Origin of the sequence: Streptomyces sp. LX-29 (assembly GCF_029541745.1) — a bacterium.
Classification (GTDB): Bacteria; Actinomycetota; Actinomycetes; order Streptomycetales; family Streptomycetaceae; genus Streptomyces.
Genome location: NZ_CP089746.1, coordinates 3,319,516 through 3,342,716, shown reverse-complemented (window position 1 = coordinate 3,342,716; position 23,201 = coordinate 3,319,516). Strand labels below are relative to the sequence as shown.

Annotated in this window: 21 protein-coding genes and 1 rRNA gene; 15 read left to right on the top strand and 7 right to left on the bottom strand. The window is 72.5% G+C overall.

Going from position 1 to position 23,201, the window contains the following annotated elements; genetic code table 11:
• The first annotated feature begins 64 nt into the window (after positions 1 to 64).
• The 9 genes from rrf (at position 65) to LRS74_RS14275 (ending at position 7,410) form a co-directional block, all read left to right on the top strand.
• Positions 65 to 181: ribosomal RNA gene (rrf, locus tag LRS74_RS14315) — 5S ribosomal RNA — on the top strand.
• A gap of 70 nt (positions 182 to 251) precedes the next feature.
• Positions 252 to 896, top strand: coding sequence for an HAD family hydrolase (locus tag LRS74_RS14310; RefSeq protein WP_277741357.1), 645 nt, complete (start codon positions 252 to 254; stop codon positions 894 to 896).
• 107 nt (positions 897 to 1,003) lie between these two features.
• On the top strand, positions 1,004 to 2,335 hold the full coding sequence (locus LRS74_RS14305; protein ID WP_277741356.1) for an MFS transporter: 1,332 nt from the start codon (positions 1,004 to 1,006) through the stop codon (positions 2,333 to 2,335).
• Positions 2,304 to 3,479 (top strand): acetoin utilization protein AcuC, encoded by a 1,176-nt coding sequence (locus LRS74_RS14300; protein WP_277741354.1) that lies wholly within the window; start codon positions 2,304 to 2,306, stop codon positions 3,477 to 3,479. The genes LRS74_RS14305 and LRS74_RS14300 overlap by 32 nt, the downstream gene beginning before the upstream one ends.
• 147 nt (positions 3,480 to 3,626) lie before the next feature.
• Positions 3,627 to 4,454 (top strand): phosphatase, encoded by an 828-nt coding sequence (locus LRS74_RS14295; RefSeq protein WP_277741353.1) that lies wholly within the window; start codon positions 3,627 to 3,629, stop codon positions 4,452 to 4,454.
• Between the two features lie 128 nt (positions 4,455 to 4,582).
• Positions 4,583 to 4,795 (top strand): helix-turn-helix domain-containing protein, encoded by a 213-nt coding sequence (locus LRS74_RS14290; protein WP_186318815.1) that lies wholly within the window; start codon positions 4,583 to 4,585, stop codon positions 4,793 to 4,795.
• 112 nt (positions 4,796 to 4,907) lie between these two features.
• The gene (locus LRS74_RS14285) at positions 4,908 to 5,006 is read left to right on the top strand and encodes an AURKAIP1/COX24 domain-containing protein (RefSeq protein ID WP_003948845.1); all 99 of its coding nucleotides are present in this window, start codon (positions 4,908 to 4,910) and stop codon (positions 5,004 to 5,006) included.
• A 266-nt stretch (positions 5,007 to 5,272) separates the two neighbouring features.
• Complete coding sequence (locus tag LRS74_RS14280) at positions 5,273 to 6,325, top strand: NAD-dependent epimerase/dehydratase family protein (RefSeq protein WP_277741352.1); 1,053 nt, start codon at positions 5,273 to 5,275, stop codon at positions 6,323 to 6,325.
• Positions 6,326 to 6,339: 14 nt separating this feature from the next.
• The gene (locus LRS74_RS14275; RefSeq protein ID WP_277741351.1) at positions 6,340 to 7,410 is read left to right on the top strand and encodes a lysophospholipid acyltransferase family protein; all 1,071 of its coding nucleotides are present in this window, start codon (positions 6,340 to 6,342) and stop codon (positions 7,408 to 7,410) included.
• Positions 7,411 to 7,553: 143 nt separating this feature from the next.
• On the opposite strand, the gene LRS74_RS14270 is transcribed toward LRS74_RS14275, so the two are convergent.
• The 5 genes from LRS74_RS14270 to LRS74_RS14250 form a co-directional block, all read right to left on the bottom strand.
• Positions 7,554 to 8,768, bottom strand: coding sequence for an IS30 family transposase (locus tag LRS74_RS14270; protein ID WP_277740628.1), 1,215 nt, complete (start codon positions 8,766 to 8,768; stop codon positions 7,554 to 7,556).
• Positions 8,769 to 8,842: 74 nt separating this feature from the next.
• A complete protein-coding gene (locus LRS74_RS14265; protein WP_277741350.1) occupies positions 8,843 to 10,102 on the bottom strand; it encodes a DUF5667 domain-containing protein in 1,260 nt (419 codons plus the stop codon).
• Positions 10,103 to 10,297: 195 nt separating this feature from the next.
• Positions 10,298 to 11,074, bottom strand: a complete 777-nt coding sequence (locus LRS74_RS14260) for an ECF subfamily RNA polymerase sigma factor, BldN family (RefSeq protein WP_277741349.1) — start codon at positions 11,072 to 11,074, stop codon at positions 10,298 to 10,300.
• Positions 11,075 to 11,523: 449 nt separating this feature from the next.
• Positions 11,524 to 12,486: an HAD-IB family hydrolase gene (locus LRS74_RS14255; RefSeq protein WP_277741348.1), complete on the bottom strand. Its 963-nt coding sequence runs from the start codon at positions 12,484 to 12,486 to the stop codon at positions 11,524 to 11,526.
• 243 nt (positions 12,487 to 12,729) lie between these two features.
• Complete coding sequence (locus LRS74_RS14250) at positions 12,730 to 13,008, bottom strand: glutaredoxin family protein (RefSeq protein ID WP_277741347.1); 279 nt, start codon at positions 13,006 to 13,008, stop codon at positions 12,730 to 12,732.
• Positions 13,009 to 13,385: 377 nt separating this feature from the next.
• Here LRS74_RS14250 and LRS74_RS14245 point away from each other — a divergent pair, with 377 nt between their 5' ends.
• Genes LRS74_RS14245 through hemB form a run of 5 tightly spaced genes read left to right on the top strand, consistent with a single transcriptional unit; the run spans position 13,386 to position 19,423 of the window.
• Positions 13,386 to 14,228 (top strand): redox-sensing transcriptional repressor Rex, encoded by an 843-nt coding sequence (locus LRS74_RS14245; RefSeq protein WP_277741346.1) that lies wholly within the window; start codon positions 13,386 to 13,388, stop codon positions 14,226 to 14,228.
• Positions 14,225 to 15,766 carry a glutamyl-tRNA reductase gene (hemA, locus tag LRS74_RS14240; RefSeq protein WP_277741345.1) on the top strand — a complete coding sequence of 514 codons (1,542 nt, stop codon included), beginning with the start codon at positions 14,225 to 14,227 and terminating at the stop codon, positions 15,764 to 15,766. The genes LRS74_RS14245 and hemA overlap by 4 nt, the downstream gene beginning before the upstream one ends.
• Positions 15,763 to 16,752, top strand: a complete 990-nt coding sequence (gene hemC / locus LRS74_RS14235; protein WP_277741344.1) for a hydroxymethylbilane synthase — start codon at positions 15,763 to 15,765, stop codon at positions 16,750 to 16,752. Before hemA ends, hemC begins: the two co-directional genes overlap by 4 nt.
• Positions 16,749 to 18,413 carry a bifunctional uroporphyrinogen-III C-methyltransferase/uroporphyrinogen-III synthase gene (locus tag LRS74_RS14230; protein WP_277741343.1) on the top strand — a complete coding sequence of 555 codons (1,665 nt, stop codon included), beginning with the start codon at positions 16,749 to 16,751 and terminating at the stop codon, positions 18,411 to 18,413. Before hemC ends, LRS74_RS14230 begins: the two co-directional genes overlap by 4 nt.
• Entirely contained in the window at positions 18,410 to 19,423 is a 1,014-nt protein-coding gene (gene hemB, locus LRS74_RS14225; RefSeq protein WP_277741342.1) for a porphobilinogen synthase, read from the top strand. The genes LRS74_RS14230 and hemB overlap by 4 nt, the downstream gene beginning before the upstream one ends.
• A gap of 27 nt (positions 19,424 to 19,450) precedes the next feature.
• Here hemB and LRS74_RS14220 read toward each other — a convergent pair whose 3' ends face one another.
• Both LRS74_RS14220 and LRS74_RS14215 read right to left on the bottom strand, forming a co-directional pair.
• Positions 19,451 to 20,035 carry a hypothetical protein gene (locus LRS74_RS14220; protein ID WP_347178135.1) on the bottom strand — a complete coding sequence of 195 codons (585 nt, stop codon included), beginning with the start codon at positions 20,033 to 20,035 and terminating at the stop codon, positions 19,451 to 19,453.
• 188 nt (positions 20,036 to 20,223) lie between these two features.
• Positions 20,224 to 21,372, bottom strand: coding sequence for an aminotransferase class V-fold PLP-dependent enzyme (locus tag LRS74_RS14215; RefSeq protein WP_277741340.1), 1,149 nt, complete (start codon positions 21,370 to 21,372; stop codon positions 20,224 to 20,226).
• 194 nt (positions 21,373 to 21,566) lie between these two features.
• On the opposite strand from LRS74_RS14215, the gene LRS74_RS14210 reads away from it, so the two are divergent.
• Entirely contained in the window at positions 21,567 to 23,102 is a 1,536-nt protein-coding gene (locus tag LRS74_RS14210) for an alpha/beta hydrolase (protein ID WP_277741339.1), read from the top strand.
• Positions 23,103 to 23,201 lie beyond the last annotated feature (99 nt).

The following is a 23,201-nucleotide window of genomic DNA, read 5'->3' as shown; positions in this document are numbered from 1 at the left end:
CGCGTCCACTGTGTTGGTTCTGAAGCCACAACCAGGTATATCCGGTTGATGTGTTTCATAGTGTTTCGGTGGTTATAGCGTTAGGGAAACGCCCGGTTACATACCGAACCCGGAAGCTAAGCCTTTCAGCGCCGATGGTACTGCAGGGGGGACCCTGTGGGAGAGTAGGACGCCGCCGAACAATCATTGTAGAAAGCCCTGTTGGGAACCTCGGTTCCCGACAGGGCTTTCTTGCTTTTAGGGTGTGCGTTATGCGTTATGACCTGATCATCTTCGACAACGACGGCGTCCTCGTGGACAGCGAGCCGATCGCGAACCGCGTCCTCGCCGCGTACCTCACGGAGTTGGGGCACCCCACCACCTACGAGGAGTCGATCCGACAGTTCATGGGCTCGGCCATGCACCGCATTCACGACCTGGTGCTGGAGCGCACCGGGCAGCGGCTGCCGGCCGACTTCGACGCCACCTATCACCGGCGTGTCTTCGAGGGATTCCACCGTGAACTGAAGCCCGTGCCCGGTGTCGTCCCGATTCTGGAGAAGCTGCGAGCGGACGGCGTTCCGTACTGCCTCGCCTCCTCCGGCAGCCACGAGCGGATCCGCGTGGCGCTCCGCAAGACCGGGCTCGACGAACTCTTCGCCGAGAAGCACATCTTCAGCTCGCAGGACGTGGGCCGCGGCAAGCCGGCCCCCGATCTCTTTCTGCACGCTGCCGCCTCGATGGGCGTCGCCCCCGAGCGGTGCGCGGTCGTGGAGGACTCCCCGCTCGGTGTCGAGGCCGCCGTGGCCGCCGGCATGGACGTGTTCGGCTTCACCGCGATGACGCCCGCCGCCCGGCTCGCCGAGGCCACCGCACGCTTCACCACGATGGACGAACTGCCGCGGCTGTTCGGCTGACCGGGCCGCGGCTCCCCGGGCCCGGTCCGGGCTCCCGCGCGGCCTCGCAGTCCACGGTCTCCCACGCGGCTTCTCAGTGCGGCGAGCGGCGCCTACCCTCCCTCCCCATGACTGAGACGCGCCCGACGCGCCTGCGACACGCCCGGGCCGCACTGGCCGTCAGCTTCTTCGTCCAGGGCACGGTCTTCGCGCTCCTGGTCACCCGGATACCCGCACTGCAGGATCGTTACGGCGTCCCCGACGCCTGGCTGCCCGGCTTCCTCGCCGCGGTCCCCGTGCTCGCGGGCCTGGCCAGCCTGGGAACCGAGCGCCTCGTCCGGCGGGTCCGACCGTCCACCGTGCTGCGCTGGGCCCAGCTGTCCGTCTGCCTGGCGCTCGTCGCGGCGGGATCGGGGCGGGAGGTGTGGCAACTGGGCCTGGCCCTGGCCGCCTTCGGGCTCGCGGTCGGCGCCCTGGACGCCTCGATGAACATGGTCGGGGTGGGGCTGCAACGGGCGTACGGGCGCAGCATCATCATCGGCTTCCACGCCGCGTACAGCCTCGGCGGGATCGTCGGGGCCTCGCTGGCCTGGGCCGGTGCGCGCGGTGGACTGCCGCTCGGCGCGCTCTACGCGCCCGTCGTGGCGGTGTTGATCCCCGTCGCGCTGGCCGCCGGCCGCTGGTACGCGGCCGCGGCGGCCCCCGGCCCCCACCCAGCCCCGATCCCAGCACCGGCCCCAGACCCAGACCCAGCTCCGGGCCCGCGCGCCGCCGCCGGACCCAGCTCCGCCGGCCCCAGAGCCGGCCCCGGGCCCGGCTCGGAGGGTGAGGCGGCTGGGCCCGCCCCGTCCGCCTCGCCGAACATGCGTCCGCTGCTGCCGCTCTGTCTCGTCATGGCCTTCGCCTTCATCGGCGACGCCACCGTCTCCAACTGGAGCGCCACCTACCTCCAGGACGTGCTGCACAGCTCCGACGCCCTGGCGACCGTGCCGTACAACCTCTACATGGTCACCACCCTGCTCGGCCGGGCCGTCGGCGACCTGGCCGTGCGCCGCTTCGGCGCGGTCCGCGTGGTGCGGGCCGGCACGCTGCTCGCGGCCGGCGGCTTCGCGGTGGTCGCGGCGGCGCCCGGCGCCGCGGTGGGGCTGCTCGGCTTCACGCTGCTGGGGTTGGGGCTGTGCGCGATCGTGCCGCAGACCATCGCCGCCGCGGGCTGGCGCTACCCCGAGCCCCGGGCCGCGGAGGCCGCCGTCGCCCGGCTCAACGTCTTCAACTACGTGGGCTTCCTGGTCGGCTCGCCCCTGGTGGGCGCGCTCGGCGCGGTGTGGAGCCTCCGGGGCGCGATGCTGGTGCCGATGACGCTGGTGCTGGCTACTCTTGGGTACGCCCGACAGTTCGGCGATCAACGTGCCCGATACGGTGAGGCCCATGAGCGGCCGCGCGCAGTTGATGTGGGATGAGGCAGTCACGGGCTACGACTTCGGTCCCGGACACCCGATGGACCCGGTACGCCTGGCACTGACCATGCGGCTGGTCGAGGCGTTCGGGCTGGATCGCGCGGTCGAGGTGGTCGCCGCCAAGCCGGCCGGGGAGTCCACGCTGCGGCTGGTGCACCGCGAGGACTACATCGCGGCCGTCCGCCGGGCCTCCGCCGCCCCCGACACCGCCGCCGACCCCACGTACGGGCTCGGCACCGAGGACGATCCGGCCTTCTCGGGGATGCACGAGGCGTCCGCGCTGATCGCCGGTCAGTCGGTGGCGGCGGCCGAGGCGGTGTGGCGGGGCGACGTCGCGCACGCGGTGAACTTCGCGGGCGGGCTGCACCACGCGATGCCGGGCAGCGCCTCCGGGTTCTGCGTCTACAACGACGCCTCGCTTGCGGTGGCCCGGCTGCTGGAGCTGGGCGCGGAGCGGGTCGCGTACGTGGACGTGGACGTGCACCACGGGGACGGGGTGCAGGCGGCGTTCTGGGACGACCCACGGGTGCTCACCGTCTCGCTGCACGAGCACCCCCGCACCCTCTTCCCGCAGACCGGCTGGCCCGAGGAGAGCGGCGGCGCGGCGGCGCCCGGCGGCGCGGCCAATGTGGCGCTGCCGGCCGGCACCGGGGACGCCGGGTGGCTGCGCGCGTTCCACGCCGTCGTGCCGGAGCTGCTGGCGGCCTTCCGGCCGCAGGTGCTGGTGACCCAGCACGGCGCCGACACCCACTTCGAGGACCCGCTGGCGCACCTGGCGGTGAGCCTGGACGCGCAGCGCGCGGTGGCCGAGGCGTGCCACGAGCTCGCCCACGAGCTGGCCGACGGGCGGTGGGTGGCGCTGGGCGGGGGTGGCTACGCGGTGGTGGACGTGGTGCCGCGGAGCTGGACGCACCTGGTCGGCATCGCGGCCGGGCGGCCGCTGGCGCCGGAGGCCGAGGTGCCCGAGGAGTGGTCGCACGAGGTGTACCGGCGGACCCGCCAGCCCGGCCCGCGGCGGATGACCGACGGCCGGACCCCGCGCTGGCGGGACTTCGCCGACGGGGGGTACGACCCGGCGGACCGGCTGGACCAAGCCATCCTGGCCACGCGGCGCGCCGTCTTCCCGCACCACGGCCTCATCCCCTGACGCCTCCGCGACCGTCCCCGTCGGCGGTGGTCGGCGGGCGGTCGGCGGCCGCGGGAGGGGCCGAATCCCACGCGTCGTTAGGCCGACCGTGGGCACTCACGGGTGATCTGTGCCGGGTCCGCGCCGTGATCCGCCAGCATCGGTGCCGTGTTGAGTGGCAAGGTCACGACGGCCGCCCTGCGCGCGCACCTGCTGGCGGCGCGACTCGCCGGGCCGGTGGCGACGGAGCGGGAGCAGAGCCTGCGCCGATACCGGCTCTTCGCGGCGCGGGACCCGCGCACGCTGATCGGCATCGAGCCCGCGGCCGACTGGTCGCCGGGCGAGGTGCTGCGCCTGATGGGGGAGCGGTGCGGGGTCTCGGTCGACCCCACCCACACCTCGGGGCCCGAGGTGATCGACCCCGAACGTACGATCGAGGCGCTGTGCGCCTTCGCCGATCGGCTCCGGACGGTCGCCGCGAGCGGCGCCCCGGTGCTGCTCGGCACCGGCCATCCGCACCGACTCCTCGGCTTCTACGCCTCGTTGGCCGCCGCTCTCTCGGCGGCGGGCTGCCGAGTTCTCACCCCCGCGCAGGGGCGATGTATCGACATAACGACCCGGTTCGGCGTACGCACGCACCACCTCGCCTACGTACGGGGGGTGGCGCTGGTGCGGGAAAGCGGAGTCCCCGGAACGGGCCCGGGGCCTGGCGCGCACAGCCATTCGCCGCTGCCGGTTCGGGTCGCGCTCGGGGCCGCGGCGGAGGCCGGAGGCCCGCTGCCCGAGCTTGTCATCGGGGACCACGGATGGGTCTGCGGAGCAGGTCAGCTGGGCATTGAAAGCATGGGGCTGGCGGACGTCGACGACCCGGCGCCGTTCGTCGGAGAGGCCGAGGGGTGGGTGTCCGTGGTGGTTCCGCTTGATGACGCTGCGCGGTCCGATTACTACCGACCGCTTACTCGCTATGTACTCAATCGAGCGTGTCTGTCACAGTAGGCGTCCGATCGCTACTCCTCTTCCCCACTCGCATCACGCGCCCCTAACCTGGGGAGGAGCGCGCATGCGAGCAGGAGTCACCGGAGGGGAAGCCGGTGCCCGACATGTGCGGAAGGTTCAGGTGTGTCATGGCTGCTGGCGATAGGCAACCTCTGAATGAGGTTCAGTTCCTGACCGTGGCGGAAGTCGCCTCGGTGATGCGAGTGTCCAAGATGACCGTGTACCGCCTGGTACACAGTGGTCATCTGCCGGCGATTCGGGTGGGGAGGTCCTTCCGAGTCCCAGAGCAGGCGGTTCATGAATACCTCCGCGAGAGTTACGTGGGGGTCGAGTCCGCCTGACGGCCCCCCTCGGATTACGTCGATCGCCCGGTGCCGGGTAGGCTGGCCCGATGTAGGTCGTGTGGGCTCGGACGCCCCGCACCGAGTGAATTCGAAGTGAGCGAGGGTAGTCGTGGGCTCTGTTATCAAGAAGCGGCGTAAGCGGATGGCCAAGAAGAAGCACCGCAAGCTGCTCAAGCGCACCCGCGTCCAGCGTCGCAACAAGAAGTAAGCGGCACTGTGCACGTCTCGCAGCCCCTCACCGGCCGGTGGGGGGCTGCGGTGCGTCCTGCCCCGGTGGGGTGTCACCGGGGCCGCCCCGGCCCGCCCGGCCGTGCGGCCCCCTGACGACCCCACCACCCCGGCCGGCGGCTCCGCCGGCGCCTCCGGCTGAAAACACGGCGCTTCGCCTCGGGTGGTCATCACAGCGGAACATCGAGTCGATACCGTGAGCGACACAGCCCGGCTTGGGCGAGGGTGAGAAGAAAGGCGCTGGTCTTGGGGAAGATCGTGCTCGTCACCGGAGTCGCACGGCAGCTCGGCGGGCGTTTCGTGCGCCGCATCCAGCGTGAGCCCGACGTCGATCGGGTGATCGGTGTGGACGCCGTGGCCCCCGAGCACCATCTGGGCGGTGCCGATTTCGTACAGGCCGACATCCGCCAGCCCACCATCGGCAAGCTCCTCGCCGAGACCGGGGTCGACACGGTCGTCCATATGGACGTCAACGGCACCCCGCTCGGCCCGCGCGGCAGCCGGACGACGGTCAAGGAGACCAACGTCATCGGCACCATGCAGCTCCTCGGCGCCTGCCAGAAGGCGCCCTCGGTGCGGCGGCTGGTGGTCAAGTCCAGCACCAGCGTCTACGGTTCCGCCCCCCGCGACCCGGCCGTCTTCGGCGAGAGCACCCCGCCCAAGTCGCTGCCCAGCGGGGGCTTCGCCAAGGACACCGTCGAGGTCGAGGGCTATGTCCGCGGCTTCGCCCGGCGCCGTCCGGACGTCGCCGTCTGCGTGCTGCGCTTCGCCAACATCCTCGGCCCCTGCGCCGACTCCCCGCTCGCCGAGTACTTCGCGCTGCCGCTGCTGCCCACCGTCGTGGGCTACGACCCGCGGCTGCAGTTCGTGCACGAGGAGGACGCCATCGAGGTGCTGCGGATCGCCGCCTCCGAGCCCCGCCGCGCCACCCTCAACAGCGGCACGTTCAACATCGCCGGGGACGGCGTGCTGCTGCTCTCCCAGGCCGCCCGGCGGCTCGGCCGCCCCACGGTCCCGCTGCCGTTGCCCGCCCTCACCTGGGCCCGTACCGCGCTGCGCTTCGCCGGCATCACCGACTTCTCACCCGAGCAGGTCCGGCTGCTGACCCACGGCCGCGTGGTCGCCACGCAGCAGATGCGCGAGACGCTAGGGTTCGAGCCGAAGTACACGACCGCGGACGCCTTCGCGGACTATGTGCGCAGCCGCGGCCCCGGGCTGCTGCCACCCCAGTCCCTCGCCCGTACCGTCGACCGGCTCGCCGCGGTGCTGCCCGCGGCCCCCGGCCGCGGCCAGAACTGAGGAGCGCATCCAGCATGGCGGACGCCAAGGTCATTCCGTTCGGCGAGGAACCCCGCTCCCGGCGCAAGCACGGCTCCCCGTTCACCGGCTCCGGGTCCGGGGCCGGCTCCGGGTCCGGAGCGGGGCGCGACCGGTCGCAGAGCCCGCTCAAGCCCGTACCGCCGCAGCGCGAGGAGGACGAGCGGTTCAGCGCGCGGGAGGAGGCCGGGCGGTCGTCCGCCGGGACCTCGGACCCGACGGGCGCGGGCCGCTGGGAGCGCCGGGTCGCCCACGGGCTGCACTTCCTGCGCCGACGGCTCACCGGCGACTACGAGGTCGACGACTTCGGCTACGACCCCGAGCTGACCGAGCAGGTCCTGATGTCGCTGCTGCGCCCGGTGTACGAGAAGTACTTCCGGGTCGAGGTGAAGGGCATCGAGAACATCCCGAGCAGCGGTGGCGCCCTGGTGGTCGCCAACCACTCCGGGGTGCTGCCGCTGGACGGCCTGATGCTCCAGGTGGCGGTGCACGACCACCACCCGGCCGACCGGAACCTGCGGCTGCTCGCGGCCGACCTGGTCTTCATGCTGCCGGTCGTGAACGAGCTGGCCCGGAAGGCCGGACACACCCTGGCCTGCGCGGAGGACGCCCAGCTGCTGCTGGAGCGGGGCGAGGTGGTCGGGGTGATGCCGGAGGGCTTCAAGGGCCTGGGCAAGCCGTTCGGGGAGCGCTACAAGCTCCAGCGCTTCGGCCGTGGCGGCTTCGTGTCGACGGCGTTGCGGGCCGGCGTGCCGATCGTGCCGTGCTCGATCGTCGGCGCCGAGGAGATCTACCCGATGGTCGGCAACGCCCGCACCGTCGCCCGGCTGTTGGGCTTCCCGTACTTCCCGATCACCCCGACCTTCCCGCTCCTGGGCCCCCTGGGCGCGGTGCCGCTGCCGACCAAATGGACCATCCAGTTCGGCGAGCCCATTCCCACCGACGGCCATCCGCCGGAGGCAGCGGACGACCCGATGCTGATGTTCAACCTGACGGACCAGGTGCGCGAAACGATTCAGCACACCCTGTACAAGCTGCTGGTGCAGCGGCGGTCGGTGTTCTTCTGAGGCCGGCGGTCCGCTGAGAAGGCCCCCAACACGAAGACCCGAACACGAAGGCTCGAAGGGCTCGAACACGAAGAGCCGAACACGAAGGCCCCCGACGCGGGTGGGCGGTTTCTAGGGGTCGTTGCAACACGTGGTCGTGTTGATCAGGCCGCGAGCAGTTTATGCAGGCGCTCGGCTGGGGTTTCCCAGCCGAGCGTTTTGCGTGGGCGGCCGTTGAGTTCGGCGGCGACGGCGTCGAGGTGCTCGCGGCTGTGGGTGGACAGGTCGGTGCCCTTGGGGAAGTACTGCCGCAGCAGGCCGTTCGTGTTCTCGTTCGAGCCGCGCTGCCAGGGACTGGCCGGGTCGCAGAAGTAGACCGGGATGTCGGTGGCGAGGGTGAACGCGCCGTGGGCGGCCATCTCCGAGCCCTGGTCCCAGGTCAGCGAGCGCACCAGGTGTGCAGGGAGGGTCTTCACGGTTGTCACGAGGGCGTCGCGGACGAGTTCCGCGCTGCGGCCCTCGGGCAGGTGCAGGAGCATCACGTAGCGGGTCGCGCGTTCGACCAGGGTGCCGATCGCGGAGCCGTTGTCCTTGCCGATGATCAGGTCGCCCTCCCAGTGGCCGGGCACCGCCCGGTCCTCTGCCTCGGCCGGACGCTCGCTGATCATGACCATCGGGGTGGAGAAACGAGGCTGCCGCTGCTGGGCCTGGCGGCGTGGCATGCGCCGGGCGCGTCCCGAACGCAGGGCTCGGGCCAGCTCGCGGCGTAGTTCGCCGCGGCCCTGGACGTAGAGGGCCTGGTAGATCGTTTCGTGGACCACGTGCATCTCCGGCCGGTCAGGGAACGTCCGGCGCAGACTCTCGCAGATCTGCTCCGGACTCCACTTCAGGTCCAGAGCGTCCTGGATGAAGTCCCGCAGTGCGGTGTTCCGGCCGATCTTCCCCGGCTTGGGGCGGGGCCGGCGGGCATCGGCCCGGGCCTGGGCCGCGTGCGGCCGGTACTGGCCGCCCACCGGGTGCCGGTTGCGGCGGATCTCCCGGCTGACCGTGGACGGGCTGCGGCCCAGCTCGGCCGCGATCGTGCGGACGGTGGCCTTCTCCCGCAACCGGTCGGCGATGTGGATCCGGTCGGCCTCCGAGAGGTACCGGGATGGCGCGGAGGCCGCCCGCACCAGATGCGCGGGCGGCCTCGGCCGCTTCTTGCGGCCCTCGGGCCGACCGTTACGCCATTCACGGCCGGTCCGAGGGTTGACGCCGACGCGTCGGCTCGCTTCTACGTTGCCAAATCCCAGCTGCACGAGCCGGAAGTATTCCTCCCGTTCCCGGTGCAGCTTCCGGGGCCCCTGTTCCTTGCGGCTCTCACGGATCTTGAAGTCCATCGCATCCCCTGAGCTGGGGTGTTGCGACGACCACTAGAACCCAAGGTGACGCGTCGGGGGCCTTCGTGCATCCCCTAGCTCGGCGGATCCTCCGTGCTCAGACCCAGGTCCGGGAGCAGCTCGGGCAGGAGCGGCGGGAGGGTGATGTCCGGCTTGGGCGTGCCCTCGCCGGAGACGGCACCGTCACCGGCGCTGGGGGAGGGCAGCAGGCCGCCGCCGTCCTCGCGCGACGGGTCCAACAGGTCGTCCGCCCCGTCGAGCAGGCCGCCGCGTGGCTCCTCCTGCTCGCTGGCGGCCGGGCTGCTGGCCGGTGTGCGTCCGCTCTCACTGCCACCGCCGGCCCGCTGATCGTCCGAGGCGGCCGTGGACGGACGCGGGGGCTGGTGCGCGCGGCCGGAGGCGGGGGCGCTGTGCGGCGGGCCGGCACCCGGCTCGGCCTCGACGGCGGGCCTGTCCTCGTCCGGGCCGGGCGGGAGCAGCGAGCGCAGCGGACGGACCTGCTCGTCTATGGCGACCAGCACCGAGTTCACCTCTTCGCCGACGTCCCACAGCTGCACCGGCAGCTTCTCGCGCAACTGGCTCCAGCCCTCGCGGTGGGACTTGGTGAACGAGGAGAGCGCCCGGATCGGGCCCAGGTCGCCGTCGCGCTCGTAGACCTGGCGCAGCAGCCGGTGGCCTTCCGCGGCGTCGTGCCGCATGCCGGACAGCGCCCGGCGGATCTCGCCCAGCGACTCATGGTCGAGAGCGCCGGAGCGGCCGCGCTCCATGAGCCGGCGGGCCTCGCTCATCCGGGTGGAGGCGTGGTCCAGATAGATGCGGCCGCGGTCCTCGTCACCGTCGGCCATGTCCAGCTTGAAGTCCTCCATGCCCCGCTTGACCCCGTAGAGCGTGTCGCCGGGCAGGGCGTCGGAGCTGGCCGCGGCGACGCCGCCGAGCGCGCCCGCCGCCACCCCGACGGTGAGCCCGCCCGCCGCCAGCCCCTTGGTCCAGCGCGACCTGGGCCGGAGTCTGGTCAGCGGCTTCGCGCGATGGGCACCGCGGCCGGCCCGCTGCTCGGGCAGGCGTGAGCCGCCCTCCGCGAAGGCCGTTTCCATGGCCGCGATCAGCTGTGCCCGCTGCGTGGTCCTGACTTCGGGGTCCAACTCCGGTGCCGGCAGCCCGCCAAGCCCACTCGCCAGATCCAGCAGCCGGACACATTCGGCACTCTCCGCCGAAGTGCTGTCGGACCGCTCAGCCTGGGTGGCGCCCTGGAGATCCGCGTCGCGGTTCTCCAAGGCATCCAGGGCCTGGGCGAAGGCGTTCGCCCGCCGGTGGGCCGATACATTCGCGATCACAGGCGGCACCTCCTCTCGTCTCAAGACGTCGACTCCCCAGGACACCTGGAAGGTTGCACGCCTGGCCCGCGCCACTCAGTCGAACGAGTGGGGAACGGGCATATGGCGTGACCGCTGGGAGCCTGCATCCCGGACAACGAGCGGTGCGGGACTGGGGTTACGCGGTCCGGATGATCGGAACGCGCGGCCCGCTCGCTACCTCGCGTCCTCCGGGAGGAGCCGGGCCAGAGTACGGACGGCTCGGTACTGGAGGGTCTTGATCGCGCCTTCGTTCTTCCCCATCACCCGCGCGGTCTCGGCGACGGACAGGCCCTGGAGGAAGCGGAGGGTGACGCACTCCTGCTGTTGCGGGTTGAGCTTGCGGACGGCTTGCAACAGCGCGGCGTTGGAAAGGGATTCGAGGACGGAGTCCTCGGGGCTGCGCTCGACCTCGTTGGCGTCGAGCATCTCCCCGGTGGTGACCTCCAGCCGGAAGCGGGAGGACTTGAAGTGGTCGGCGACGAGGTTGCGCGCGATCGTCACCAGCCAGGCGCCGAAGTCGCGGCCCTGCCAGGTGAAGGTGCCGATGCGACGCAGGGCGCGCAGGAAGGTCTCGCTGGTGAGGTCCTCGGCGGTGGCCCGGCCTCCGACCCGGTAGTAGATGTAGCGGTAGACGGTGTCGGCGTACTGGTCGTACAGCCGCCCGAAGGCTTCGGCCTCACCGGCCTGGGCGCGTTCGACCAGGTCCATCATGCGGCGGCTGTCGCTGTCGGCGCTGGGACGGCGGGCGGTGGTGGTGGCGCTACGGGCCCGTCTGCCGACCGCAGCACCACCGTCGGCCAGGGCGTAACACGGGCTGGCGGAACCGGCGGGCGCGGGTGTGGCGAAGGCGGGGACGGCATACGCGGTGGGGACAAGTCCGCGCAGACAGTCGAGGACTGTCGCGCGAAGCGTAGCCAGGCCCGAGGCGTCAACCCCGACGTGTGGGTACACGGGACTCCCAGAGGCAGAGCTTCCATCACGTGCAGTGCGGGACCGTTCACCCGTCGTAGGGACGTGTGGGTACCGGTTTGCGTCTGAGGAGAATAACGCTTCGTACAGGCGACGCTACACCCAGTTGCTCAAATCATCGATTCCGTCTGCTCCGTTATGGATTTGCGTTCGATCAAGTACCGGATATCGACCGCGAATTGACCGGATCGGTTCGTGATCTGCCTGGTTGCATGGCGTGTTGTGGCAAACCGGCGATGGCGGGACTGAGGGGGGCCATGTGGGGTAGGAAGGAAAGATTGACGGATTCCGGACCGGCTGTGACCGAACGTGATCCGCCGGCGGCCGGTGACCGAAAGTGATCCGCAAGTTCAGTGGACCGGCGTAGTTGACGGTTCAGCCGGTGATCACATCGTCATACCGGTCGGCCGGGTTCGGCCGGGTTCGGCCGGTCAGCGGCGGCGTCGGTGGGCGGCCACCGCGGCGGCCGCGCCGCCCGCCAGCGCCCCGATCCCGGCCGCGGCCGGGATGCCCACCTTGGCCGCCTTCCGTCCGGTGCGGTAGTCGCGCAGCCGCCAGCCGTGGGCCCGCGCGTGCTTGCGCAGCCGGCTGTCGGGGTTGACGGCGTAGGGGTGTCCCACGATCGAGAGCATCGGGATGTCGTTGGCGGAGTCGCTGTAGGCCGCGCAGCGCGTCAGGTCCAGGCCCTCCGCCGCCGCCAGCGCGCGCACCGCCTCGGCCTTCGCGGGGCCGTGCAGCGGCTCGCCGACCAGCTTGCCGGTGTAGACGCCGCCGACCGACTCGGCGACGGTGCCCAGCGCGCCGGTGAGCCCCAGCCGCCGGGCGATGATCGTCGCGGTCTCCACCGGCGCGGCGGTCACCAGCCACACCTTCTGCCCGGCGTCCAGGTGGGCCTGGGCCAGGGCACGGGTGCCGGGCCAGATCCGCTCCGCCATGTACTCGTCGTAGATGTCCTCGCCGATCGTCATCAGTTCGGCGACGCGGTGACCCTTGACGATGGACAGGGCGCTGTTGCGCGCGTCCTCCATATGGGCCGGGTCCTCGACCCCGGCCACCCGGAACCAGGTCTGCTGCCAGGCGAAGCGGGCCAGCTCGCGCTTGCGGAAGAAATGGCGCTTGTACAGGCCGCGGCCCAGGTGGAAGATGGCGGCGCCCTGCATCACGGTGTTGTCGAGGTCGAAGAAGGCGGCCGCCCGCACGTCGCCGACGACGGGGAACTCCGGCTCCTTCACCGCTTCCCGAGGCGCGGCTTCCGCTTCCGCTTCGACTCTCGCGAGCTGCGCGTCCCGCTCCTGCGCGGTCTTCCGCGCGGCCTCGGCGGCGGCCTCGCCGGCCAGCACGCTGCGCGCGGTGGCAAAGCGATTACGGCGGGTCAACCATCCCAGTGCGGCCATGGCGCGAGCATAGCCAGTTTGTTCGGTGCATCCTTCAGGCGGCCGGGTTCAGCGGTGTGAACTTTGCGGGACCGCCTCCCGGCGAGGGGCCTGTGGCGGAGCGGCCCGTTCCGAGGCCCGAGGCGGGGTGCGGCCGCCGAACCGGCATCGGCCCCGCCGCTGGTGGGCCCGAGGCGACGGCCCCTTGCCAGGGGCGTTCGGGATCGGCCCGACCCGGGTCGACGGCCTCGCGACGGGAGGCGGTCAGCCGCCGAGCGCCTTGCGTAGCCGCTGGGGGTTGACCCGCCAGAAGTCGTGCTGCTCGCCGTCGATCAGGATCACCGGGATCTGCTCCCAGTACTTGCGGTACAGCTCCTCGTCCTGGGTGATGTCCTTCTTCTCCCAGGAGGCGCCCAGCTCGCCGCAGATCTCCTCGATCACCGCCTGTGCGTCGTCGCACAGATGGCATCCGGGCTTCCCGACCAGCGTGACGGTGCGCTCGGTGGGCTTCTTGCGGTCGGTGCGGCGCAGCAGCGGGCTCATGTACCTCATTGTCTCCCGCCGCACCCCTCGCCCCGCGCACGGTGCGAACCGCCCGCTATTCGAACCGACGAGTAGGGATCGCGCGTCTGGTCGATTACCATCATGGGCGATTTGTTGGTGTCCGGGGGTTAAGCGGTGAGGAGTGGGCGCGCATGCTGTCGTCGACTCCTTCGCGATACCGGAGTGTCGGACGTGAACGGTGGGACCTGGGATGTGGTTCCACGAACGGCCCGATGGGGCGCGTGACGCCGGTCACTTTGGTCGGACAAAGCGGACACCATCTTTGTGCACGCGTTCACAAAGACATAGCCTGCTGTCGACGGGGCGGTCACCGTGCATCCAGCCGCCCACAGCCCCGCTCTACCCGCAGGAGCACCGTGGCAACTGGCCGAACTCACCGACCGGCGACCCGAAGCCGAGGGATTCCCGAGGCCACGGTCGCCCGGCTACCGCTGTATCTGCGTGCGCTGACCGCGCTCTCCGAGCGTTCGGTCCCCACGGTCTCCTCCGAGGAACTCGCGGCCGCCGCCGGAGTCAACTCCGCGAAGCTGCGTAAGGACTTCTCGTACCTCGGTTCGTACGGCACCCGGGGCGTCGGCTACGACGTCGAGTACCTCGTCTACCAGATCTCGCGTGAGCTCGGCCTCACCCAGGACTGGCCGGTCGTGATCGTCGGCATCGGTAACCTCGGCGCGGCCCTCGCCAACTACGGCGGCTTCGCCTCCCGCGGCTTCCGCGTCGCCGCGCTGATCGACGCCGACCCGGCCATGGCGGGCAAGCCGGTCGCGGGCATCCCCGTGCAGCACACCGACGAGCTCGAAAAGATCATCACCGACAACGGGGTCTCCATCGGCGTCATCGCCACCCCGGCCGGCGCGGCCCAGCAGGTCTGCGACCGACTGGTGGCCGCCGGGGTGACCTCGATCCTGAACTTCGCGCCGACCGTGCTGACCGTTCCGGACGGCGTGGACGTGCGCAAGGTCGACCTCTCCATAGAGCTGCAGATCCTCGCCTTCCACGAGCAGCGCAAGGCGGGCGAGGAGCCGGGACACGAGGCGGAGTCGGCCGAGGAGGCCGCCGCCGCGACCGCTCCGGCCGTCCCGGCCACCGCCACCGCCACCGCCGCCGCTCCGGTGACCCGTGCGGGCGGCGGGGGCTCCGCCGAGGGCGGCCGACAGCAGGGGCCTGACGGGGACGTGCCCGCCGTGATGCCGGCATGAGTCTCCTCGTCGTCGGCCTGAGCCACCGCTCCGCCCCCGTGAGCGTGCTGGAGCGCGCCTCCCTCACCGCCGAGCAGCAGGCCAAGCTGCTCCACGACACCCTGGCCGCGGAGCCCGCGACCGAGGGTGCGGTGCTGGCCACCTGCAACCGCATCGAGCTCTACGCCGACGTGGACAAGTTCCACGCCGGTGTCGCCGAGCTGTCCACGCTGCTCGCCCAGCACACCGGCGTCGGCCTGGACGAGCTCACCCCTTATCTCTATGTGCACTACGAGGACCGGGCCGTCCACCACCTCTTCTCGGTGGCCTGCGGGCTGGACTCCATGGTCGTCGGCGAGGGCCAGATCCTCGGCCAGATCAAGGACGGCCTCGCCCTGGCCCAGGAGCTGCACACCGCCGGCCGGCTGCTGAACGACCTGTTCCAGCAGGCCCTGCGGGTCGGCAAGCGCGCCCACAGCGAGACCGGCATCGACAAGGCCGGCCAGTCCCTGGTCACCTTCGGCCTGGAGCAGCTCGCCGGCGCCACCCCGGTGCCCCGGTGGGCCGCCGGCAAGCGCGCCCTGGTCATCGGCGCCGGTTCCATGTCCTCCCTGGCCGCGACCACCCTGGCGCGCGCCGGTGTGGCAGAACTGGTGATCGCCAACAGGACGTTGGAGCGGGCCCAGCGGCTGGCGACGAGTCTGACCGAGGGTGGCGCGGACGCTACGCGCGGCGACCTCGCCGCGGCCGCCGCCGGCGCGACCTCCTGCACCGCGGATCCGTGCCCGGTCGGCGCCACGGGCGCGCCGGCTGCCGCGGACGCCGCGGACATCCCGTCCGAGGGCGTCCCCGCGGCGGCCGTCCACCTCCTGCCCGGCGCGCCGGCGGCGTCCCGCGCGGACGCGCTCACCGCCCGCGCGGTCCCCATGGCCGCGGTCGCCGACGAGCTTCCGCACGCGGACGTGGTCGTCTCCTGCACCGGCGCGGCCGGTCTGGTGCTGACCGCCGAGGCGCTGACCGACGCGCTCTCGCGGCGCGCCGGCGGGCCGGCGGTGGCGCTGCTGGACCTGGCGATGCCCCGCGACATCGACGCCGCCGCGCACGAGCTCGACGGGGTGCGCCTCGTCGACATCGAGACCCTCGCGGAGGCGTCCGCGGACGCCCCGATGGCCGCCGACGTCGACCAGGTGCGCTCCATCGTCTCCGCCGAGGTCGCGGCGTTCGGCGCCGCCCAGCGGGCGGCGCACATCACCCCGACCGTGGTCGCCCTGCGCACCATGGCCGCCGACGTCGTGGCCAGCGAGATCGCCCGACTGGACGGGCGGCTCCCCGATCTGGACGACAAGCAGCGCGCCGAAATCACCCAGACGGTGCGCCGGGTCGTCGACAAGCTCCTGCACGCGCCCACCGTGCGGGTCAAGCAGCTCGCGTCCACCCCCGGCGGTGCCGGGTACGCGGACGCGCTGCGGGAACTCTTCGACCTCGACCCGCAGGCGGTCGCCGCCATGAGCCGGGCCGATATGGCCGACCCGAACAATGCGAATCGAGGGCGGGCATGAACACCGCAGCCCCCAGCCCCGGCGCCACACTGCGCCTGGGTACCCGCCGCAGCACGCTCGCGATGGCCCAGTCCGGGCAGATCGCCGAGGCCGTGCGTGCGCTGACCGGCCGACCCGTCGAGCTGGTCGAGATCACCACATACGGCGACACCTCGCGTGAGCACCTGGCGCAGATCGGCGGCACCGGCGTGTTCGTCTCGGCGCTGCGCGACGCGCTGCTCGCCGGCGAGATCGACTTCGCCGTGCACTCGCTGAAGGACCTGCCGACCGCCGAGCCCGAGGGGCTCACGCTGGCCGCCATCCCGCGCCGCGAGGACCCGCGCGATGTGCTGGTCGCCCGCGACGGGCTCCGTTTCGAGCAGCTGCCCGACGGAGCGCGCGTCGGCACCGGGTCGCCGCGCCGCATGGCGCAGCTCAACGCCTGGGCCCGCGCGGTGGGCCGGGAGATCGAGACCGTGCCGATCCGCGGCAACATCGACACCCGGCTCGGCTATGTGCGCTCCGGCGAGCTCGACGCGGTGGTCCTGGCCGCCGCCGGGCTCACCCGCATCGGCCGGATCGCCGAGGCCACCGAGGTCCTGGACCCGGCCCATGTTCTGCCCGCCCCCGGCCAGGGGGCCCTGGCAGTCGAGTGTCGCGCTCCGCACGATGTGCGCAGCGCGGACCTCGCCGCCCGACTCGCCGAGCTCGACGACCCGTACACTCGGGTCGCCGTGACCGCCGAGCGTTCCCTGCTCGCCGCCCTGGAGGCCGGCTGCAGCGCACCCGTGGGGGCGCTGGCCGACCTGCTGGCCGACGGTCAGGTTGTCACCGAAATGCGCCTGCGGGGCGTCGTCGGCTCGACCGACGGCTCCACGCTGGTGCAGCTGTCCACCACCGGTCCCGTACCCGCGTCGCCCGCCGACGCCACGGCTCTCGGTCGCGAACTCGCGGCCGAGATGCTCGCGAAGGGTGCGGCCGGTCTGATGGGGGAGCGAGCACATTGAACCCCACCGCCCCGAACCACCCCGGCTGCGGGCACGTCACCTTCCTGGGTGCCGGCCCCGGAGACCCCGGACTGCTGACACTGCGCGCGGTGGAGGCACTCGCCGCCGCGGACGTGTTGATCGCGGATCCGCACGTGCTCGACGTGGTACGCACTCATGTGCGGCCGGCCGTCGCCGCGGATGCTCAGGGCGCGCCGCGGCAGGCGGACGCTGACGAGACGTCAAGCGCCGCCGCTGCCCCCGTGCTAGAGGACGTCGCCAATCTTGTCATGGCGGCCGCGCGCGCCGGCAAGCGGGTCGTCCGTGCGGTCGCGGGCGACCCCGGCCTGGACGGCGACGCCGCCGAGGAGATGCTCGCCTGCGCCACCGAGGGCATCGCCTTCGAAGTGGTGCCGGGCGTGGCGGCCGCGGTCGGCGTGCCCGCCTACGCCGGCGTGCCGCTGCGGGACAGCAGTGGCGCCGGGGTCCGTTTCGTGGACGCCCGTGCCGCCGACGAGCGCTGCTGGAGCGAGGCCGGCGGCTCGGACGCGACCACCGTCGTCTCCGCCACCCTGGAGACGATCGCGGCCGCGGCGGGCGAGCTGGTGGCGGCGGGGCGCAAGCCCGACACGCCGCTGACCGTGACCATCGCCGGCACCACCACCCGCCAGCGCACCTGGACCGCGACGCTGGGCAGCGTCGCCCAGGTGCTCAAGGCCGCGAAGGTGCTGCCCTCGCCGCAGGGCGCCCAGCCGGTCATAGCCGTGGTCGGCGAGCGCAGCGCGGCGGAGCAGCGGGACCAGCTGTCCTGGTTCGAGTCCAAGCCGCTGTTCGGCTGGAACGTCCTGGTGCCGCGCACCAAGGAGCAGGCCGCCTCGCTCTCCGACCAGTTGCGCTCCTACGGCGCGGTGCCCAAGGAGGTGCCGACCATCGCGGTCGAGCCGCCGCGCACCCCGCAGCAGATGGAGCGGGCGGTCAAGGGCCTGGTCACGGGCCGCTACGAGTGGATCGCCTTCACCTCGGTCAACGCCGTCAAGGCGGTCCGGGAGAAGTTCGAGGAGTACGGCCTGGACGCCCGCGCGTTCGCCGGCATCAAGGTCGCCGCGGTGGGCGAGCAGACCGCCAAGGCGCTGGTGGAGTTCGGCGTGAAGCCGGACCTGGTGCCCAGCGGGGAGCAGTCGGCCGCCGGTCTGCTGGAGGACTGGCCCCCGTACGACCCGGTCTTCGACCCGATCGACCGCGTCTTCCTGCCGCGGGCCGATATCGCCACCGAGACGCTGGTGGCCGGGCTCATCGAGCTGGGCTGGGAGGTCGACGACGTCACGGCGTACCGCACCGTGCGCGCCTCGCCGCCCCCGGCCGAGACCCGCGAGGCCATCAAGGGCGGCGGCTTCGACGCGGTGCTGTTCACCTCGTCGTCGACCGTGCGGAACCTGGTCGGCATCGCGGGCAAGCCACACAATGTCACCGTCATCGCCTGTATCGGCCCGGCCACCGCGAAGACCGCGGAGGAGCACGGCCTGCGGGTGGATGTGCTGTCGCCCGAGCCCTCGGTGCACAAGCTGGCCGAGGCGCTCGCCGAGTTCGGCGCGGCGCGGCGCCAGGCCGCGATCGAGGCCGGGGATCCGGTCACCCGCCCGAGCGAGCGGCGGCCCGGATCGCGTAGGAGGGCACGTTCATGACCACGCACGACTCCCGCTACGGCGGCTTCCCCGGCGCCCGTCCGCGCCGGCTGCGGACCACCGCGGCCATGCGTCGGATGGTCGCCGAGACCCGGCTGCACCCGGCGGAGCTGATCCTGCCGGCGTTCGTACGGGAGGGCATCGCCGAGCCGGCGCCGCTGGCCTCGATGCCGGGAGTCGTCCAGCACACCCGTGACACGCTGCGGAAGGCTGCCGCCGAGGCGGTCGCCGCGGGCGTCGGCGGGATCATGCTGTTCGGGGTGCCGGAGGAGAGCAAGAAGGACGCGGTCGGCACCCCCGGCACCGATCCGGACGGCATCCTCCAGGTCGCCATCCGGGATGTGAAGGCCGAGGTCGGCGACGATCTGGTCATCATGTCCGACCTGTGTCTGGACGAGCACACCGACCACGGCCACTGCGGGGTGCTGGACTCCGCCGGCCGGGTGGACAACGACGCGACGCTGGAGCGGTACGCGGAGATGGCCCGGATGCAGGCCGACGCGGGCGTCCACGCGGTGGGCCCCAGCGGGATGATGGACGGCCAGGTGCGGGTGGTCCGCGAGGCCCTGGACGGCGCCGGCCACCAGGACGTCTCCATCCTCGCCTACACCGCGAAGTACGCCTCCGCCTTCTACGGCCCGTTCCGCGAGGCGGTCGGCTCCTCGCTCCAGGGCGACCGCAAGACGTACCAGCAGGACCCGGCCAACGCCCGCGAGTCGCTGCGCGAGCTGGCACTGGACCTGGCCGAGGGCGCCGACATGGTCATGGTGAAGCCCGCGCTGCCGTACCTGGACATCCTGAGCCGGATCGCCGACGCGGTGGACGTGCCGGTGGCCGCGTACCAGATCTCCGGCGAGTACGCGATGGTCGAGGCGGCCGCGGCGAACGGCTGGATCGACCGGGACCGGGCGATCATGGAGACGCTCACCTCGATCCGCCGGGCCGGCGCCGGGATGATCCTCACCTACTGGGCGACGGAGGTCGCGCAGCGGCTGCGGCGCGGCGAGTAGCCCCCGCGCACGACGAAGGCCGCCGGATCAGCGGGCGGCGGTCCAGGAGTGGGCGACGTCGACGATGACCTTGTCACCGGACTGCTGCACCCGGAACGGCAGCTTGGCGCGAGTGCCGATGGCGACCTGGGTCTGGCCCTCGAAGCTGGCGCCGAAGCGGGTGTCCTTGAAGGTCTTGAAGCCGGCGATGTTCACGCCGGGCAGCGTCTTGCCGGCCTTGCCCGGGTAGGTGGGCTTGCCGGTCTCCGGGTTGTAGCTCGGGGCGGAGACGTAGACCTGAAGGATGGCGCCGCCGTTGACCTGAATCTCGTCGCCGGAGCCGTCCTGGTAGAACTTGTCGACGTAGCCGACGTGGAAGCCGACCGGCTTGCCGGTCGAGCTGCCCGGGACGTTGAAGACCAGGCGGTCGTAGCACGCGTGCTTGCTGGCGGTGGTGCCGGTCAGCGGCTTGTAGGCCGAGGTCTTGCCGGACTTGTCGCCGCTGCCCCAGGTGACGGCGCAGTTCGCCGCCTTGGACGCCTTGGCGGTCTTGATCACAATCTTCGTCGGCGCGGCGTCGGCCGTCCCCGCCGTCGCCGCGAGCCCTGCGCCCGCCAGTGCGAGCGCCGTCACTGCGGTCCCCCACCGTCGCATGTTTCTACCCCCAAAGATCGAGTACGGGTCGTAGTGTGTGACGGCCCGTAGGGCTCAGGGGTTGCCCCGGTGCGACTTTCGGTCACTCGAATGATCAAGTTGTCGTGAAAGCACCGCAGTTGACGGGAGCGATCGGACGGCAGCCACCAAGTTCCCATGTATACAGTTTAGTTGGCGTTTTCGGTCGCGCCGACGGCGGTCGCCCAGGCCGACTCGGCGGCCTCCCGCGCGGCGTTCCCGTCGGCCGGCAGCCCGGCGCCGCGCAGCGCCCCGGCCAGGGCGTCCAGGCAGCGCAGCACCGTGTCGAGCGTGGCGTCCGGGCCGTAGTGGTTGACCCGGACCATCTCCTTGGCGAGTGCTCCACCGCCCGCCACCAGCGGCAGCGAACCGTCCGCGGCGGCAGCCACCAGCTCGCGGGCGTCCAGCGCCGCCGGGGCGCGCAGGGTGGTGGCCACCGGGGCCGCGTCGCGGGCCGCGGTGACGTACGGGCGCAGCCGGCGGTCCGCGGGCGCCTCCGGGCCGGACAGCACGAGCGCGCCGGCGCGCGTGGCGGCCGCCGCCGCGCGGTGCCGCGCGATGGCCGCGTCCAGACCGCCGGTCTCCTCGATGCGGTCGACGCACGCCTCCAGGGCGAGCATCTCCAACTGCGCCGGGGCGTGCGGAAGGACGGCGCGGCCGGTGTCGATCCAGCGCTCCTTCCAGTCCAGCAGCGACAGATACGAGCGGCGCGGCGCGAACGGGTTGTCCAGGATGCGCTCCCAGGCGCGGGCGCTGACCGACACCGCCGACACCCCGGCGGGCCCGCCCATCGCCTTCTGCGCGCCGATCACGCACAGGTCCACGCCCCACGCGTCGGTCAGCAGCGGCTCGGCCGCCACCGAGGCCACCGCGTCCAGCATCAGCAGCGCCCCGTGTTCCCGGACCACCGCGGCGATCTCCGCCACCGGGTTGGTGTTGCCGGTCGCCGCCTCCGCGTGCACCAGCGAGACCAGCTCCACCCCCGAGTGCTCCGCCAGCGCCGCCGCGACCAACTCGGCCGAGGCGGCGGTGTCATACGGGACCTCGATGTCCACCACCGTGGTGCCGCAGTCCCGCAGCCAGCCGCCGAAGGTCTGCCCGTACGGCCCCGTGACCACGTTCAGCGCGGTCGCCCCGGGCCGGGCCGCGCTCCGTATGCACCCCTCCAGCGGTAGCAGCGCCTCGCCCTGCGTCACGATCACATCGGCGGCGGTGCCCATCACCCGCGCCACCCGCCGCTCGATGGCGGCGAAACGCTCGGCGGTCAGCGGCGGCAGATCGAGAAGAGGGTGGGTCACGGCTGCTCACTTCGGACGAACGGGTGGTGGGCGGGGCGTATCGGAACGCCTGGGACGAGGGTACAGGGAGCCCCTGCCGGCCCGCCCGACCCCTGGGGTGGCGTCAACTCCACGGGTACCCAGGGGGGTTAGCCCCCATGAAGACGGGGGCTGCCCCCATGGGAACGGCGGCGCCGCCGGGCGAGGCTGGATCCATGCCGATCAACCGCAGAAGATCCACGCTCCTGGCCGCCCCCCTGGTCGCCGCCGCCGCGCTTGCCTCCACCCTCGTCGCGGCCCCGGGCGCGGGAGCCGCCGGGCCGGGTGCGGGAGCCGCGGCGCCCGGTGCGGGAACCGCCGCACCCGCCCCCGCCTCGTCCCTCGACTGGACGGCGTGCGCCCCGGACGTCACCAAGGACCCGCGACTGCGGTGCGCCGAGGTCGCCGTGCCGCTCGACTACGACCGGCCACGCGGCGAGCAGATCACGCTGACCATCTCCCGCCTGCGCAGCGAGCGGCCGGAGGCGCGGCGCGGGGTGCTGCTGATGATCCCGGGCGGGCCGGGTGGATCCAGCCTCGACGGGCCGGTGAAGCGGGGCGCCAAGCTGCCGCAGTCGGTGCGGGACGCCTATGACGTCGTCGGCTTCGCCCCGCGCGGCCTCACCCACTCCACGCCGGTCAGCTGCGAGCTGCCCACGGCGTCCCTCACCCCGGTCGCCCTGCGCCCCTGGCCCGCCGCCGACGGCTCCATCGAGCGGAACGTGGCCTTCGGCCGGAGCCTGGCCGACAGCTGCGCGCGCAACGGCGACACGGTGCTGCGCAGCATCAGCACCCGTACCGAGGCCCGCGACATCGACCGCATCCGGAAGGCGCTGGGCGAGCGCAAGCTGTCCGCGTGGGGCGTCTCGTACGGGACGTACGCGGGCGCGGTCTACGCCCAGCTCTTCCCGTACCGCACCGACCGCTGGGTCCTCGACAGCAGCGGCGACCCGGACCCCGAGCGGGTGGGACGCGGCTGGCTGGCCAACTACTCGCGCGGCGTGGAGGACGCCTTCCCCGACTTCGCCCACTGGGCGGCGCAGCCCGGCGAGTTCCGCCTCGCCGAGACCCCCGAAGAGGTCCGGCCGCTGTTCCTGAAGCTCGCCGCCCAGCTGGACCGCGAGCCGATCCCCTGGAAGAACGCCACCCCCGCCGAGCTCAACGGCGACGTGCTGCGCACCACGCTGCTCGACGGCCTCTACGCCAAGGACCGCTTCCCGCGAATAGCCCAGCTGATGCTGGCGGCGCAGGGCGAGGCCGAGCTGCCCGCGGCCGCGCCGCTGCCCGTGGACGCCCTGCAGAGCACCACCGCCGTCTCCGCCGCGACCCTCTGCAACGACGTGGCCTGGCCCCGCTCGCTCTCCCGCTACCAGCGGGACGTCGCCGCCGACCGCGAGCGGTACCCGCTCACCGCGGGCATGCCGGTCAACGTCATGACGTGCGCCTTCTGGGACGCGCCCCGGCAGCGGCCGGTGCGCGTCACCGACGAGGGGCCGTCCAACGTGCTCATGATCCAGAACCTCCGCGACCCCTCCACGCCCCACGCCGGCGGGCTCAGGATGCGGCGAGCCTTCGGCGACCGGGCGCGCCTGGTGACGGTGGACGCCGTCGGCCACGGCTCCTACGTGAACACCGGGAACGCCTGCGGGGACCGCATGGTCACCGACTACCTGGTCAACGGCGAGCGACCGGCCCACGACACCTTCTGCTGACGGCCCGGCCCGGACGCGCGGCGCGGAACGGCAGCGGCGCGCCCGAGGCCCGCGGCGCGCCCGAGGCCCGCGGCGCGCCCGAGGCCCGCGGAAAGCCCG

Coding starts and splice junctions, on each gene's coding strand:
- LRS74_RS14310 (WP_277741357.1), top strand. CDS start 252: ATGCGTTATGACCTGATCATCTTCGACAACGACGGCGTCCTCGTGGAC.
- LRS74_RS14305 (WP_277741356.1), top strand. CDS start 1,004: ATGACTGAGACGCGCCCGACGCGCCTGCGACACGCCCGGGCCGCACTG.
- LRS74_RS14300 (WP_277741354.1), top strand. CDS start 2,304: ATGAGCGGCCGCGCGCAGTTGATGTGGGATGAGGCAGTCACGGGCTAC.
- LRS74_RS14290 (WP_186318815.1), top strand. CDS start 4,583: ATGGCTGCTGGCGATAGGCAACCTCTGAATGAGGTTCAGTTCCTGACC.
- LRS74_RS14275 (WP_277741351.1), top strand. CDS start 6,340: ATGGCGGACGCCAAGGTCATTCCGTTCGGCGAGGAACCCCGCTCCCGG.
- LRS74_RS14270 (WP_277740628.1), bottom strand. CDS start 8,768: ATGGACTTCAAGATCCGTGAGAGCCGCAAGGAACAGGGGCCCCGGAAG.
- LRS74_RS14255 (WP_277741348.1), bottom strand. CDS start 12,486: ATGGCCGCACTGGGATGGTTGACCCGCCGTAATCGCTTTGCCACCGCG.
- LRS74_RS14250 (WP_277741347.1), bottom strand. CDS start 13,008: ATGAGCCCGCTGCTGCGCCGCACCGACCGCAAGAAGCCCACCGAGCGC.
- hemA (WP_277741345.1), top strand. CDS start 14,225: ATGAGTCTCCTCGTCGTCGGCCTGAGCCACCGCTCCGCCCCCGTGAGC.
- hemC (WP_277741344.1), top strand. CDS start 15,763: ATGAACACCGCAGCCCCCAGCCCCGGCGCCACACTGCGCCTGGGTACC.
- hemB (WP_277741342.1), top strand. CDS start 18,410: ATGACCACGCACGACTCCCGCTACGGCGGCTTCCCCGGCGCCCGTCCG.
- LRS74_RS14210 (WP_277741339.1), top strand. CDS start 21,567: ATGCCGATCAACCGCAGAAGATCCACGCTCCTGGCCGCCCCCCTGGTC.